We start from the raw sequence: 15,103 nt of genomic DNA on the forward strand, positions 1-15,103 counted from the left end.
CGAGTGGACTCCGTCGAGTTCCGCCGACGCCGGGCCCTGCGCACGCTCGTCACCGGGGCGGCCCTGGCGGCGGCCGCCGTCACGGGCGCGGTCGCCGTCCTGGTCTGGCAGGCCGAGCCCGAACCGCGGGGCGGCACTGCTGCCAGCGCCTCGGCCGCCGCCGCGCCGCCGTCCGCGAGCCCGTCCACGGTGGTGGCGGCGGTGCCGCTGCCCGCGCCCGCCCGGGTCGAGAAGGGCATCCCGATCGGCTACCCCCACACCATGGCCGGTGCCGTGTCCGCGGCCGCCCACTACACCGAGGCCCGCGACCTGCTGAGCCCCGACGCGGTGCCCGGGCAGATGATGGTGATGGCCCGCCATAACGACGAGGAGTTCTTCAAGCTGACCTCGCTGGCTATCGCGGACGCCCGGGACTGGCGACGCCTGCTCGGCCTTCCCGAGGCCGGAGGCAGCACCGGCTCGGACTTCATCGCCTTCCAGGTCCGCGCCTACCAGACCGAGTCGGTGAGCGCCGACGCCGTCGACGTGTGGCTGCTGACCACCCAGACACCCACCGTCGGCGGCATCCAGCACGGCACTGGTGTCTTCGCTGTCGCGGCCCCGGTGGTGTGGGACGGCGACGACTGGAGGCTCACCTCGAAGAAGATGCGGGAGACCCCGGTCGTGGCCCAGCCGGGTACCGCGCAAGCCGACGCTGCCGGCTGGAGGCCCGTTGCCTATCAGCACTAGTGGCCTGCGGCGCGCGGTGCTGGTGTTGGTGCTCCTCCTGGCCGCACTGGCCGGGCCCGTTGCCGCGTTCGCCGCCGCGCCGCCACCGGTTCCCGTCTCGGGAGCCACCGCCGGAACACCCTGCCCCGCGCACACCCGGCCCGTCGGGCAGCCCGAGAAGCTGACCGCCGCCGGTCTGCAACCGAAGCCCCCGGCGGAGCAGATGGACGCTCGCGGTGGCTGCGTGCCACTGGACAAGGAGGGCTGCCGGACGCTCGGGCTGAGGGACGACCCGCTCTCGACCTGCGTGTACGCGACCTTCAAGCACAAGTACTGCGACGCCGATCTCCTGCCCCTGCCCGGGATGGAGGTCTACTGCGAGAACGCCGACAAGGAGATGGCCACCTGGTGCAAGGAGAATCCCGGCGCCGCCCACTGTGGGACCGAACCTGAGGGTGGCCTCGGCGCCGCCCTGAAGAACCCCGGCGCCGCGATCGCCGATGAGGGGACCAGCCGCCTCGCCCGCACCTTCGCCAGTGCGGCGAAGTGGGTGCTCGGGGAGATGGCCAAGACGGTGCTGGAGGGGTCCGTCGTGGACCTGGACGCGGACGGGATCTCGGACACCCTCGCCCTGATGCTCCAGTTGTCCGCCGTCATCGCCACGATCCTGCTGTGCGTGGAGGTCACCCGCACCTGCGTCTCGCACGAGGGCAAGGGGATCGCCACGGCGGTCACGGGCCTGGTCGAGTGGGGGCTGAGCTGCGCGGCCATGTACACCGTGACCCAGACCCTGATCTGGGCCGCCGACGACGTCTCCAACTGGATGATCCGCTCCTCCGGCCTGACCACCGACCAGTTCGTCGCCCGTGTCAGCGGCCTGTTCGCCGGGATGGACACCGTCTCCGAAGTCGGTTGGCTGCTGGTGCTGGGCGTCGTCGGATCGCTGGTCGCCGGGCTGATGTGGATCGAGTTCATCTTCCGGCACGACGCCCTCGACCTCCTCGTCGTGGCGTTCCCGGTGTCGGCGGCCGGGGCGATCAGCGAGTTCACCCGACAGTGGGCGCCGACCGCCCGCAAGGCCGTGTACTCGATCGTCATGATCAAGCCGGTCGTCGTGATCACCTTGCTGATCGGGCAGGGCATGGTCGGTGCGGCCACCACCGTCACGGGCGTGGTCGGGGGCCTGCTGGTCGTCGGTGTCGGTGCCGTCGCCTGGCCGGTGACCGCCCGCTTCATGCCGTTCGCCGGCGGGGGTTCCAGCGGCGGGTCGGTCGCGAGCGGCATCATCGGCGCGGTCGGCGGCACCGCGGCCTCGGCGATCTGGGGCCGTGGCGGCGGGGTTCCGTCCGGGAGCGGCGCGGCACCGCCGGGGCCGGCGCTGGCCAGGGCGGTGGAGTCGGACGACGCCGACCGGCGCAGGGCGGACGACGGCCGACGCTCCTCGGCGGGCCGCGCGGTGATGGCCGGGCTGATGGCCGCCCAGGGCGTGAAGGCGGGCACCGAGCTGGCCTCCGGCGGTCTGGACGCGATGGCCGCGCACGCCGGGCTCGGCTCCGGGCGCGACATGGGCGGTTCCGTCAACCTCCCGCCCAGCCGTTCGGGCGAGGCATCCGCGCCCGCCGGGTCGCCGGGCACCGCAAGGGCCCCAGCCGCTGCCTCGACCGGTCCGGCCCCCGCCGCCCGGTCTTCGGCCGCGCACTCCGGCACGACTGCGGCCCCGCCTCTTCCGGCTGCCAGCACGCCGCGACCGCCCCTGGCGCGCGCGGCGGGCGCCCCCGCACCGCCGGCTGCCCCGCAGCCCGGCCCGACGAACGGCCCGACGAACGGCCCGACGGCCGCCGCCCACCCGACCCCGGCACCGGTCCCGCCCCTGCCGGCCGACCCGCCATCAGGAGGTGAGGGGCCGTGACGTCCCCCGAGGAGCCGGCGACGTACGGCGGCTGGCAGCGCGAGCGCAGCCCGTACCTGGGCGAGCTGAGCCTGAGCGGACTGGTGACGGTCGCCGGCGCGGGCCTGGTCGCGATGCTGCCGGTCTACACCCACGCGTGGGCGGGCGAGATCGTCGCCGTGCCGGTCGCGCTGCTGCTGCTCGCGGCGGTCTACCTGCGGGTGTACGGCCTGACCGCGGCGGAGTGGGCGGTACTCACGGTCCGATTCCAGATTGCTGTCGTCAGGAGGCAGACGATGTTCTTCAGCGGCGCGTTCGCGCCCCGGCGAGCCGACGGGTCGCGGCGCACGGACCTGCCCGGCGTGCTGGCCCGCCTGGAGTTCCTGACGGTTCCCACCGGGGCCGGCCGGGAGATCGGCGTCGTCCACGACCCGCTGCAGGGCCACTACTCGGCGATCATGGAGGTGCGCTACCCCGGGATCGCGCTCGCCGACACGGCCCGGGTGAACGCCCGGGTCTCCGGCTGGGGCGGTTTCCTCCGGGGGCACTGCGTCGAGGGTGGGCCGATCGTGCGGATCTCGGTCACCGACCGGTCCGCTCCCGAGGACGGCACCGCGCTGATGGCGTGGACGACCGGCCACCTCGACCGGGGTGCGCCCGCCGCAGCCCACGACCTGGTCACCGCTCTCGCCGCGGAGGCGGCGCCCGCGGCGTCCACCCGCCGCACCTACCTGACCGTCACCCTGGCCGCGTCCCGGGTCCGCCAGGACATCAGGAGCTCGGGCGGCGGCACCCTGGGGGCGACGGCCGTCCTGGTGCGCGAGCTGCTCGCGATGCAGGGTGCGATCGCCGCCGCCGACCTCCAGGTCGTCGCCACGCTGACCGTCGGCCAGATCGTCGAGGTGATCCGCACCGCCTACGACCCGGGCGAGGTGCCCGTGCTCGCCGCCCACGCGGCGGCCGCCTGCGCACCCGGGTGGGCGGGCACACCGCCGGGGGTGGACGAGTCGGCCGCCGGCCCCGCCGCGGCCGAGCAGCACTGGAGCCGCTACCGGCACGACAGCGGCGTGTCGGCGAGCTTCGAGGTCTACGGCTGGCCCGAGGGCCGGGTGTACGCGAGCGTGCTGACCCCGCTGATGAGCCCCTCCGGCAACGCCCGGCGGAGTGTCTCGCTCACCTACGAGTGCCTCGGTGCCCGCACCGCCCGGGCCACGCTGAGCCGCGAGCGCACCAAGGCCGACGTCAAGCGCCGGGTGCGCGCACGGGGCGGGCGGATCGAGTCCCTGGACGAGCGCAAGGCGCTGGTCGACACCCAGGACCAGGACCACGCCCGCACGGCTGGCCACGGCATCGCGCGCTTCAGCGGCGTGGTCACCGTGACGGTCGACGAGCCCGAGGAGCTGCCGTTGGCGACCGCCCGGCTGAAGCGCGACGCGTACACCTCCGGCCTTCGCCTGCGCGAGCTCTACGCCGCGCAGGACTCGGGTTTCGCGGCGACGCTGCCGCTCGGGCTGGGTCTGCCGGTCAAGCGGCGGGCGGTGATCTGATGGGCCGCCTGAGCGACTGGATGCGCCGCGGGGACACCGACCTGTCCTCGATCGGCCTGCCGGACGTCCTGACGACCGGGCCGGCGCCGGTTCCCGCCCAGCGCGGACGGCGGGCACCGCGGCGCCCCGCCGCCGCACCGCCGACGCCGCTCCTGGGGTGGCCCGGCCCCCACGCCGGAAGGGCCGTACGGGTCGCGGCCCCGGAGGTCCACCGCTGCGACACCCACAACGTCTCCGGCCTCTACCCCTTCGGGGGCGGCTCGGCCCTGCCTCCGGTCGGTGCCTACATCGGCCACGACATCCTGACCGGCCGGCAGTTCTCCATGCACCCGGGCGCGTGGGTCCAGCACAAGATCGTCTCCAACCCCGCCGTCCTGGTCACCGGCACCATGGGAGCCGGGAAGAGCGCGCTCATCAAGGCCCTGTCCACACGGCTGGCGGCGTTCGGCGTGAAGGTCCTGATCGCCGGTGACGTGAAGGGCGAGTACGGGCGGGTGTGCCGCTGGCTGGGGTGCGAGCCGCTGGAGCTCGGCCCCGGGCTGCCCGGGCGCATCAACCCCTTGGACGCCGGCTCGCTCGGCGACGGCCTGGAGCGCGTCACCGACCCGGTGGAGTGGCGCGAGCGCCTCACGGAGATCCACCGGCGCCGCCTGAGCCTGCTGTGCACGCTGCTGGAGCTGCAGATGCGCCGCCCGCTGACGCCGGAGGAGACGGAGGCGATCTCCGCCGCGATCAAGGAGGTCACCGGCCAGCTGAGGGGCACCACCGTCCTGGCCACCCCGACCCTGCGCGCCGTGCACGCCGCCCTGCGCGACCCGACCACCGAGATGGCGCGCGAGCTGCGGATCCGGGGCGAGGACATCCAGGCCACCCGGGAGGCGACCAGGGCGTCCCGGGCCGCGCTGGCCACCATGCTCGACGGGCACGTCGGCGACCTGTTCAGCACCGCGGAGACCTCCCCCAGCCGCATCGACTGGTCGGCGCCGATGGTCAGCATCGACATCTCCCGCACCCGCGCCTACGGCGACGAGACCGTCGCCATGATCATGATGTGCATCTCCAGCTGGACCCAGGCCGCGATCGACCAGCCCGACGGGCCCCAGCGCCTGGTCGTCAGGGACGAGCTGTGGCGGGCGCTCCAGGTCGGCGGCGCCACGGTGATCCGCAAGCTGGACAGCGACCTGCGCCTGCACCGGGCCGACGGCGTCTTCGACCTCGCCGCCACCCACAGGTTGAGCGACTTCGAGGCGGTCGGCGCGGCCGGGAGCGAGGCGGCGATGATCGCCCAGCACATGGTCTCCTCGTTCGACACGAAGATCACGATGGCTCAGGACGCCAAGGCCCTGGGGCCGATCCGGGACGCGGTCGGCCTCACCGACCCGCAGGTCGAGCTCATCTCCGGCTGGGGCCGCGCGCACGCCGGCCGGGGCCTGTGGATGCCCGGCCGCTCCGGCGCCTTCCCGGTCCAGCTCCACCTCACCGAGAAGGAGAAGGAGCTGTACCACACGGACGAGCGGATGGCCCTGTGACGAGCGACCAGCGCTCCGAGCCGACCTGGGCCGCGACCGTGCTCGGCACCGCGGTGCTGTGGCTGCTGGCCTCCGGCCTGATCGCCGCCCGGGCCGCCGCCCTGCTCACCGGGCACTCCTGCCGCCTGGTCGGCGGCGCCGGCCTCGCCGCCGTCACCTGGCCGCTGCGCGGGCCGGCCGCGGCCTTCGCCCCGGCACCGCCGGGCTGGCTGTGGTGGCCGCTGCTGGTACTGATCTGGGCCAGCCCGGTCGCGGGCGGGACGTGGCTGTGGATGCGCCGCGGCACCGACCCCGGCGCGGACGGCGCCCGCTGGGGCGGCCGGGCGACCGAACGCCGGCTCCGGGTACCGGAGGAACCCGACCGGCGTCGCAACCGCATGGCCTTCGGCCGCAGCAAGGCCCGCCGGAACTGGATCCTCGCCGCCAAGGAGAACATCTCCGCGACCGTGTTCGGCCTGCCCGGCAGCAGCAAGACCACCGGACTGGTGCTGCCGATCGCCGCCGAGTGGTACGGCCCCTGCGTGATGACCACCGTCAAGGCGGCCGACCTCGACGTGGTGTACGCGCGGCGGGCGGCCCTGGGACCGGTGTACGTCGTCGCCCCGGCCGGCCTGCCCGACCGCCCGACCGCCCGCTGGTCGCCGGTCGACTACTGCGCGGACGCCAAGGCCGCCGACCGGATGGCCACCTGGCTGGCCGACGCCGCCTCCACCGCGGGCGATCCGCGGTCCGGCCCCTGGGTCGACCAGGCCAAGGCCGTCGTCAAGGGCGTGCTGCTGGCCGCCAACCTCGCCGGCGGGGACATCACCACGTTCAGACGCTGGCTCGCGCTCGCCGAGGACGCCGTGGACGAGGTCCGCGAGGTCCTGGTCGACGGCGGCCACCCCGATGTCGCGGACGACTACGCCGCCGCGTTCGCCCTGCACCCCGACGGCGTCGGGAGCATCAAGTTCACCCTCGGCGTGATCACCAAGGTCTACGCGGACGAGGAGGTCCGGGCCACCGCCGCGGCCAGCGACTTCACCGCCGAGGAGGTCCTCGACCGGTGCGGCACCGTCTGCCTGATCGCCAGCGAGGCCGACGGCGAACGCTTCGCGCCGCTGCTGACCGCGATCACCGCGAGCATCGTGCACGCCGCCCAGGCCCGCTACCAGCGCACCGGCCGCCCCCTCGACCCCGCGCTCGGCCTCGTCATCGACGAGGCCGGCAACTGCTTCCGCTACAAGGCCCTGCCGAGACTGCTGACCGTCGGACGCGGCATCGGCATCGTCGCCCTGACCGTGTGGCACGACCTCAGCCAGCTGATCGGCGTGCTCGGCCGCGAGGCCGCCAACACCGTCATGAACGCGAGCGGCCTGCGCATGCTGCTGCCCGGCAACGCCGACCCGGAGACGCTGCGGGCCTTCACCAACCTCCTCGGCCGGGCCCTGGTGACGAGGAGGTCGACCAGCAGGGGAGGCGGCGGCGCGTCCACCTCCGAGCAGCTGGTCGAGACCGACCTCGCGCCCACCCACGTGCTGCGGGAACTGCCCGACTTCACCGCGATCGCCGTCTACGGCAACCAGCGCCCGGTCCAGGTGAAGCTGCGTCGGACGTACGCCGACCCGGACCTGATCGGGCTCCTGGCCGGGAAACCCGAGCCGACGGCCGCGGCGGGCCCCGCGCCGGTGGTGGTCCCGCCGCGGCCGCAGCATTCACCCACGACACCCCCGGTCCCGCTGACCAAGTCCTGAGGAGAGCACCCCGTGTCCGAGACCCGCACCGAGCCGACCGACGGCCTGTACCCGGCCGATCCGTGGACGGACGTCCCCGAGCCCGACCCCGCGCCCGTGCCGCGGATCGTCCTGCGCGACATGGAGCCGCAGGAGCGGCGCTCCCGGCTGGAGGAGCTCGGGCACTGGCTGCGCTGGCTGGTGGAGGTCAACCCGGAGGCCCGCGCCTCGGTGCCCGCCTGCTGGCACCGGCACGAGGACGTCATCGAGGTCCTCCTCGCGCTGCAGATCGGATGGGTCCGCTCCTACACCTGCCCCAGCCCTGGCCGCGACACCGCCGAGGCGGACTGGCTGATCACGGCGAACAACCTCCTCCCGACCACCCGCCGGGCGAAGTGCGCCAACAGGCACGCCGACCCGGTCGCCCGGCCCTGGGGCGGGCCGGACGAGGAGACCCTGCGGCAGTGGCTGGAGGAGCCCGGCGGCCTCGGCACCCGCGAGCGCGAGCACCCCAGCCCGGCCCTGGCGGCGGAGCTGAGCACCGACGAGCCGCCGCTGTAGTGCGCCGGATCCGACGACACCCCGCCCACCCGCCGAGGTCCGGTGGAAGCCGGCCGACCCCGAGGAGGACCTGATGCCACCCGAGCCCGCCGAACCCGACACAGATGCACGGGAGCGGCTCACGCCGCAGGACGCCGCGGCCGACGGCCCCGCCCCACCACCGTCCACGACCGGCGGGACCGTCCGGGGGCCCGCCTCCGCGCAACGGGGCGCCGCACTTCGACAGCCGCCCGCGGAGCCGCTCTACAGCGTCTTCGGCGACCCGGCGTACGAGGTCGTCGAGTCCCGACGGGTCGGCGAGAGCACCTACGTGCGCGCCTACCGGCGCGGAACCGAGGAGGAGTCGCTCTGGGTCCACCGCGGCGAGGAGTCCGAGGAGCTCATGACCAGCGGCGGGGCGTTCCGGCCCCATGACGCCTACCGCGCGATGACCGGACCGAACGCCCCGACCTCGCTCTACGAACAGCTCGTCAAGGAAGGCGACCTCTGGGACGTCCAGGTCCGCGACAACGAGCGGTGGGAACGCGAACGCGAGCGGGCCGAGGCCGAGGCGGCCCTGCACGGCCTGGACGCGGGGCCCGACGACGACGGCATGGCCCGGGCCGAGGCCGAGGACGACGGGGCCACTGCCGCGAAGTCCCGTTCCTCCGACGACGGATGGCTGTCCGACGCGCTGGCGCTCACCACCGACATGCCGCAGGAACAGGCCGCGCTCCTGCGGGAGCGCCTCGGTGTGCTGACCGCGGCCCCGCCGGACGTCCGGCACGAGCCCGCCCCGGACGACGCGGCGCACGCCGGGCTCCCGCCCGAGCAGGCCCTCGCCGAACTCACCTCCGCCATCGAGACCGTACGGGCCCGCGCGGAGTGGTGGCTGGCGCTGCCCCAGTGGGCACAGGTCCAGTCGGTCCAGGCGGCAGCCGTCGGGGCCTGGGCCGCCGTCAAGGAGGCCGTCGGGCAGCAGACCGTGCTCGCCGACGGCGAGTACCGGGCCACCCGGCTCCTGCGGGGGATCTGCGCCGCGGCCTGCCGGTCGGTCGCCCGCCTCGCGGCCGACCTCGCCCACGACCTCACCACCCGCGGCTACGGCGGCACGCCCGCCTGGACCGCGCTGCGCACCCTGTCCCGGCGGGCCGGAACGCTGGCCGCACGGGTCCTCGGGCGTCCCGTCGACCGTGCCACCGCCCGGCGCCTGGCCGCGCTCGACGCCGAGGTCGCGGCGGTGGCCGAGGCGGAGCGGGCCGACCGGCGCGCGGTGCTGGCCGACGGGGCCGACCGGGTCGCCGCGGCCTTCGCGGCCTGGGCCGGCACACCGATGGGCCGTCGGCTGGCGCGCTCCGCCCACCCGCGCGTCGCCGCGCTCCGCAGGGCCTGGCAGGGGATCCCACGCCCCGGCGTCGAACCGGCGTCGGTGGCGCGCGCCTACGCCCGGCTGGCGCGGGCGGCCGGCACCCTGGCCGACGCCGCCCGCGCCGCCCGCCGGTTCCGCAGCGCCGACGTGGCGGTGCTGGACGCCGTCACGCGGGCCGCGGACGAGCACACCCGCCGGGTCGCGCCCGCCGCCGGCCTCACGCCGCCCCCGCCCGCCGTCCGGCACGCCCCGTACGCGACCGGGCAGGGCGCGAGCGGCGGCTCCATGCTGGTCGCGGACGCGCTCAGCGCGTGGACGGCGACCGAGATGGGCGGCCACCTGCACGGCTCCCGGCACCCCCGGGTGGCCGCGTTGAGGGCGTCCTGGAGGAGCCTTCCCCCGGTCGATCTCCCTGGCGGCCCCGCCGTGGCAGCCCGGGCCTTCCACCACGTCGCGGAGAGGGCGAGGGCTCTCGCCGAAGCCGCTCGCGCCTGCGACCGCTTCCGGCCCGGCGACCTCGCTTCCCTGGACGCCCTCGCCCTGGCCGCCGCCGTCCACGCGGGCCGACTGGCCGCCACCGCCGGCATCACGCTGCCCTCCGGGGCCGGCACACCGGCGACGCCGGCGCACCGGGCGGCGGCGCTGCGGCTCGCCGAACCCTTGCGGCAGGGCACGTCGCCCTCGGCGAGGCCGAGCGCTCCTTCCTGGAGCTGATCCGGCTTGTCCACCAGCACCGCGGCCCGGAGCGTACCGCCCTGCTGGAGCAGGCTGGCCCGCCACGGCGACAGTCCCGAGGAGCCCATACCAGTGGCGATCGAGACCCCGCGCGGCCTGCTGGTCGCCGCCCTGCGGGCCACCGGGCGCAACGTCTGCGCGATCAACCCGCTGGCCGCCGCGCACTACCGCGACCGCAGCAGCGTCGCCCCGGCCAAGTCGGACGCCGCCGACGCCCGCGTCCTGGCCAACATCCTCCGCACCGACATGGCCACCCACCGGCCACTGCCCACCAACAGCGAACTCGTCCAGGCCGTCGCGGTCCTGGCCCGTGCCCACCAGGACGCGGTCTGGGAGAAGACCCAGATGGTCAGCAGACTCCGCTCCCACCTGCGCGAGTACTACCCGGCCGCCCTCCAGGCGTTCCACGGCGCCGACGCGCTGGGCCTCGACTCCAGGCACGCCCGAACGGACGCCGCCACCCCCGAGTTGACCGCCAGCGACATGAGATGTCTTGGTGGTGAGACCGCCTCGGGACCGTCCGAGGGCCTCGCCGACCGCCCGGCCGCCCGGGCAGCCGGGCGGCCGGCGAGCCGGGGCTCGGCCCGTGGGCGATGCTCGGCAAGACCTTCAAGGGGCTGACCGACCGGACGCTCGCCCGGGAGACCGGGCGGGACGCCCGGACGGTGCTGGTCCGGCCGGAACTGGTCGTCGAGGTCGCCTTCGACGGGCTCCAGCGCAGCCCCCGCTACCCCGCCGGGCCGGCCCTGCGGTTCGCCCGGGTGGTGCGCTACCGGCCGGACAGGAGCGCCGCCGAGGCCGACACGGTGTCCTCCGTACGGGAGTTGGCCACCGCCGAAGGCTTGTGAGGCCGTCCGCGCGGCCGGGTCCGCCGACCCGTCCGGCGAAGTACCGCGGGTTGAAACGCATCGTGCCGCAATGAGGGTTCACACGCAGGGGCCGAATCAGCCGTTCTCGGTCCGGCCACCGTACCCGTCCGTAAACGGACCGGTGACGGCTAGTTTGACCGTGACAACGAGAGGCGGCCGCCGGGCAGCCGGCGCCGCCCTGGCGAAAGGTGCCCGACATGCAGGTGAGCGTCGACCGGGACCGTTGCTGCAGCTCCGGCATGTGCGTGATGAACGCCCCCGCGGTCTTCGACCAGGACGACCGGGACAGTCTCGTGAGACTCCGTCAGACCGTCCTGCTGCCCGAGCAGTTCGACGACGTCAGGCTCGCCTCCGAGCTCTGCCCGGGCCGGGCGATCACCGTCACCGGGGACGAGCCCGCGCGGACCGGGGCCTGACGGACCCCGCCGCCGGCCCCGCAGGCCGCCGGGAACCTTCCCGGGCCCCGAACCCCACGAGAACACCCGCGACGTGAGGAGACCCCCGCCTTGACCACCGCACCCACCACCCCCGTCCTCCCGCTGCCGGCCCGGCACTCCGGCGGCTGCCCGTTCGGCCCGCCGCCCGCGTACTCCGAGGCCGCCGCCACCGGGCCGGTGACCAGGGCCGAGCTGCCCGACGGCGACCTCTGCTGGCTGGTCACCGGCATCGCCGAGGTCCGCACCGTGCTGTCCGACCGCCGGTTCAGTGCCGACATACGCCACCCGGCCTTCCCGCTGCTGGTCGCCGGCGCTCGCGAGCTGATCACCGACAATCCGGACTTCCTGCGGCTCGACGACCCCGAGCACGCCCGCCAGCGCCGCATGCTCACCGGGGAATTCCTGGTCAAGCGGGTGGAGGCGCTGCGCCCGGAGATCCAGCGGATCGTGGACGAGGCACTGGACCGGATGACCGCGGGCCGGACCACGGCCGACCTGGTCACCGACTTCGCGCTGCCGGTGCCGTCGCTGGTGATCTGCCTGCTGCTCGGCGTGCCGTACGAGGACCACGACCGCTTCCAGCGCCTGAGCCGCACGATGCTCAACCAGGAGAGCACCGTGGAGCAGCTCCGGGAGGCCCAGGAGGAGGTCCTGGACTACCTGCGCGACCTGACGGCCCGCAAGCGCGCACAGCCGGAGGACGACGTCCTCAGCCGACTCGCGGCGCGGGACGACCTGACCCCGGACGACGCGGCCGCCATGGGCGTGCTGCTGCTGGTCGCCGGGCACGAGACGACCGCGAACATGATCGCGCTGTCGACCGCGCTGCTGCTGGAGCACCCCGAGCAGATCCCCGGCCTGGCCGACCCGGCCACCCTGCCGGGCGCGGTGGAGGAGCTGTTGCGGCTGCTGACCATCGTGCACACCGGCCTGCCCCGGGTGGCGCTGGAGGACGTGGAGCTGGGCGGCGTCACCGTCCGGGCCGGGGAGGGCGTGATGGCGATGCTCTCCACCGCCAACCGGGACGAGGCGGTGTTCGGCGGCGCCGGCCATCGGGCGACGGACGAGCTGGACCTGTACCGGGACGCCCGGCGGCACCTGGCGTTCGGCTTCGGCGTGCACCAGTGCCTGGGCCAGCCGCTGGCCCGCGCCGAACTCCAGATCGCCCTGGAGACGCTGTTCCGCCGGCTGCCGGGGCTGCGGCCGGCCGGCGAGCGCGAGTTCCGTACCGAGTCGTTCATCTACGGGATGCGGTCACTGCCGGTGACCTGGTGAGCGGGGCCCAATGGAGGACTCTCACCGGAGTACCGGGCGGAGCTGTCCGGGCGATCATGTGCGGAGCCGGATGACGAGAGCGGCTGCGGTGACGGTGCCGAGGTGGACGTATCCGCGCTTGTCGTATCGGTTTGCGACCGCTCGGGTGTGCTTGGGCTTGTTGACGGCCCGTTCGACGGTGTTGCGCTTCTTGCTACCGCTTCTCGTCGAAGGCCGGTGGGCACCCGCCGCGTGAGCCTTTGCGCAGGCGGGCGGCCTGACTGTCCGCCTTCTCCGGGATCGTGTGCCGGATGCCGCGCCTGCGCAGGTAGGCGCGGCACGGGCCGTTGCTGCAGGCCTAATAGGTGTTGAGGGCTGGGAGTTGGATCAGCTCTGGCAGGGGCCGAGCGAGACGTCTTGCTGTATGCCGCGCTTCGAGCGCTTCGACAAGAGTGATGCGTGCGCGGCCCCTGCCGCTTGGGACGCGGCTGCCGTAGCGTGCCGTGGTTCGAGCCGTTCCCAGGGCCATCAGCAAGGGAGGCCAGATCACTCCTCGTACCACTGCTCTGCCCCGAGCCGGGCCTCGCTGATGGCGGCGTCACCGACACGGGCGGCACGCACCCACACGCCGAGGCTGTATATCTCCGTGTCCCCGCTGACGGGAAACCGCAGGCCGAGGTCGTTGTCCGTGAGGTACCTGCCGATGTCGGCTTCGACGGCGGTGACCGGCCGGCCGACGAGCGGGATGCCGTCGAGGAGGACCTGGGGGCCGGATCGCCCAAGGGCGGTGACCGCGGCAAGGAGCGGGCCGCGGCCTTGCTCCCACCCCCGGTAGTGCGCGCGGACGCCGGCGGCCTCGAACCGTTCCTCGGTCAGCCGCTCCTCCGCAGGGTCGCCCTGGGCCGCCCAGGGGGTGCCTGCGGGGAAGGGATGGTAGGTGCGGTGCGAGGATGCCGTCTCCCCGCCCAGGGCAGCCGACACCTGCTCCGGCGTCATCTCGAACCGAAGCGGCCCCACCCGCTCCAGCGGCACACACCCCCACTGCGGCCGGTCCCGCTCGGGCCGTACCGTCCATGGCCCCGGTTCGGGGTCGGGGCGCCGGGAGTTGCTGCGCCAACTGGCCACGTTCACGTCGCCGTACGGGTCCTCGGCCAGGCCGGGCGCGGTCACCAGCAGGTCGGTGATCATGGCATCCTGCCGCTGCTGGAAGCCCTCGGCATCCGGCAGCCACTGCTGGACCGCACCCACCGAGACACCCCACGCCGGCACGTCCTGCTCCCCTTCGGCGTTCGGCACTTGCGTCACCCCGCGCCGCAGCGCCAGGTGGCTGATGTCCGCGCGCACCTCGGAAGGCGCCCGGCCGACCAGCACCACACCCTCCAACAGCACCAGCGGCCCGCGATTCGCATTGATCCCCACGGCCACCAGTTGCTCCCGCGGTCCGAAGATCGCGCTCACTCCGTGCTGGCGGTACCGGTTCCACGACCGCAGACCGCCGCTGAGGACGCCGTCCGGAGCGTCCTCGCCCAGCGCCACGTTCACCTGTTCGGGAGACATCCCGAATCGCAGCGGCCCCACCCCCACCAGCGGCTCCAGCAACCAGCTCTCCCTGCCTCCGACTCCGGCGCCCATCCCAACCCCCATGCTGCGTACGGTCACCGGCACAATCGGCCTGCAAGGAACATCAACTTGGAAGACATCTTATTTGGAGTGTCGGCGGTAGCAGATGACGGCTGCGGCGATGCCGGCGAAGGCGGCGAAGTGGTCGACCTTGACCTCGTAGCGGCGGTGGAGTCGGCGGAATCCGTTCAGCCGGGCCACGGTGCGCTCGATCACACTGGCTCCACCAGTTCAAGCGCCTCCGCACCCGCTACGAGCGACGCGCCGACCTCCACCAAGGACTACTCGACCTCGCCTGCAGCATCATCTGCCTCCGGTGCCCTCGAAAGTCATTCCGAGACGATCAGCAAGTGCTGTGACCGGGACGGTCCACCGTGATCGGAAGGCGGCGAACGGGACGAGCGCACGCGCAACGGCTGGTATTACTGGGACATGCAGGAAGAGACGGCACGCTCCGCGATCGACACGTTCATCTCCGCGTTCAACGCCTCGGACGACAGCTATGTGACTGCCCTGCTCTCCCAGGCCCTGACCTCGGACGTGGTCTTCTGGGGGCCGTTGGGCCGCAGCGAAGGAATCGCGGCGGTCGAGCAGTTCGTGCTGGACATCCGGCGCCACCCGGCGGGGACCGGCACGATGGCGCGCTGCTCGGCGGTGGACATGCCTGACGAGTGGGCCCGGTACCAGTGGGTCTTCACCACGCCGGACGGAGGCCCCCGCCTTGCGGGAACGGACGTCGTCCATCTGCGGCGGAGCCTCATCGACCAGGTCATCGTCTTTGCGGGGGAGATCGAGCCGTCCCCCTCCTGAGTCGCCCTTCTGTCTCTGTCCTTCTCGTGCACTTGTCCCTTGCCGGCCTGGACCACCGACGCGTTCTACCACGAGAGCGCGGCCA

The 15,103-nt window shown here is 74.1% G+C and carries 12 protein-coding genes and 2 pseudogenes; 12 read left to right on the forward strand and 2 right to left on the reverse strand.

Going from position 1 to position 15,103, the window contains the following annotated elements; genetic code table 11:
* Positions 1–3 precede the first annotated feature (3 nt).
* From ACGFSC_RS13700 to ACGFSC_RS13750, 11 genes and pseudogenes are all read left to right on the forward strand, one after another.
* Positions 4–729, forward strand: coding sequence for a hypothetical protein (locus ACGFSC_RS13700; protein ID WP_359896561.1), 726 nt, complete (start codon positions 4–6; stop codon positions 727–729).
* Positions 713–2,617: a hypothetical protein gene (locus ACGFSC_RS13705; protein WP_359896562.1), complete on the forward strand. Its 1,905-nt coding sequence runs from the start codon at positions 713–715 to the stop codon at positions 2,615–2,617. Before ACGFSC_RS13700 ends, ACGFSC_RS13705 begins: the two co-directional genes overlap by 17 nt.
* Positions 2,614–4,143 (forward strand): SCO6880 family protein, encoded by a 1,530-nt coding sequence (locus ACGFSC_RS13710; protein WP_359896564.1) that lies wholly within the window; start codon positions 2,614–2,616, stop codon positions 4,141–4,143. The genes ACGFSC_RS13705 and ACGFSC_RS13710 overlap by 4 nt, the downstream gene beginning before the upstream one ends.
* On the forward strand, positions 4,143–5,672 hold the full coding sequence (locus tag ACGFSC_RS13715; RefSeq protein WP_359896566.1) for a type VI secretion protein: 1,530 nt from the start codon (positions 4,143–4,145) through the stop codon (positions 5,670–5,672). Before ACGFSC_RS13710 ends, ACGFSC_RS13715 begins: the two co-directional genes overlap by 1 nt.
* Positions 5,669–7,405 carry a type IV secretory system conjugative DNA transfer family protein gene (locus tag ACGFSC_RS13720; RefSeq protein ID WP_359896567.1) on the forward strand — a complete coding sequence of 579 codons (1,737 nt, stop codon included), beginning with the start codon at positions 5,669–5,671 and terminating at the stop codon, positions 7,403–7,405. Before ACGFSC_RS13715 ends, ACGFSC_RS13720 begins: the two co-directional genes overlap by 4 nt.
* 12 nt (positions 7,406–7,417) lie before the next feature.
* Positions 7,418–7,945: a hypothetical protein gene (locus ACGFSC_RS13725; protein ID WP_359896569.1), complete on the forward strand. Its 528-nt coding sequence runs from the start codon at positions 7,418–7,420 to the stop codon at positions 7,943–7,945.
* Between the two features lie 73 nt (positions 7,946–8,018).
* Complete coding sequence (locus tag ACGFSC_RS13730; protein WP_359896571.1) at positions 8,019–10,007, forward strand: hypothetical protein; 1,989 nt, start codon at positions 8,019–8,021, stop codon at positions 10,005–10,007.
* Between the two features lie 54 nt (positions 10,008–10,061).
* Positions 10,062–10,517, forward strand: a pseudogene (locus ACGFSC_RS13735) (transposase); the annotation flags it as partial.
* Between the two features lie 62 nt (positions 10,518–10,579).
* Positions 10,580–10,876, forward strand: a pseudogene (locus tag ACGFSC_RS13740) (ATP-dependent DNA ligase); the annotation flags it as partial.
* Between the two features lie 218 nt (positions 10,877–11,094).
* Positions 11,095–11,313 (forward strand): ferredoxin, encoded by a 219-nt coding sequence (locus ACGFSC_RS13745; RefSeq protein WP_359896573.1) that lies wholly within the window; start codon positions 11,095–11,097, stop codon positions 11,311–11,313.
* Between the two features lie 90 nt (positions 11,314–11,403).
* Complete coding sequence (locus ACGFSC_RS13750) at positions 11,404–12,609, forward strand: cytochrome P450 (protein ID WP_359896575.1); 1,206 nt, start codon at positions 11,404–11,406, stop codon at positions 12,607–12,609.
* A 525-nt stretch (positions 12,610–13,134) separates the two neighbouring features.
* Here the strand turns inward: ACGFSC_RS13750 and ACGFSC_RS13755 are convergent.
* Both ACGFSC_RS13755 and ACGFSC_RS13760 read right to left on the reverse strand, forming a co-directional pair.
* The gene (locus ACGFSC_RS13755; RefSeq protein ID WP_359896577.1) at positions 13,135–14,187 is read right to left on the reverse strand and encodes a hypothetical protein; all 1,053 of its coding nucleotides are present in this window, start codon (positions 14,185–14,187) and stop codon (positions 13,135–13,137) included.
* Positions 14,188–14,289: 102 nt separating this feature from the next.
* Positions 14,290–14,424 (reverse strand): hypothetical protein, encoded by a 135-nt coding sequence (locus ACGFSC_RS13760; protein WP_392863242.1) that lies wholly within the window; start codon positions 14,422–14,424, stop codon positions 14,290–14,292.
* A 216-nt stretch (positions 14,425–14,640) separates the two neighbouring features.
* Here ACGFSC_RS13760 and ACGFSC_RS13765 point away from each other — a divergent pair, with 216 nt between their 5' ends.
* A complete protein-coding gene (locus ACGFSC_RS13765; protein WP_359896578.1) occupies positions 14,641–15,018 on the forward strand; it encodes a nuclear transport factor 2 family protein in 378 nt (125 codons plus the stop codon).
* Positions 15,019–15,103 lie beyond the last annotated feature (85 nt).

Origin of the sequence: Kitasatospora sp. NPDC048715, assembly GCF_043198905.1 — a bacterium.
Taxonomy (GTDB): Bacteria; Actinomycetota; Actinomycetes; order Streptomycetales; family Streptomycetaceae; genus Kitasatospora; species Kitasatospora lactacystinica.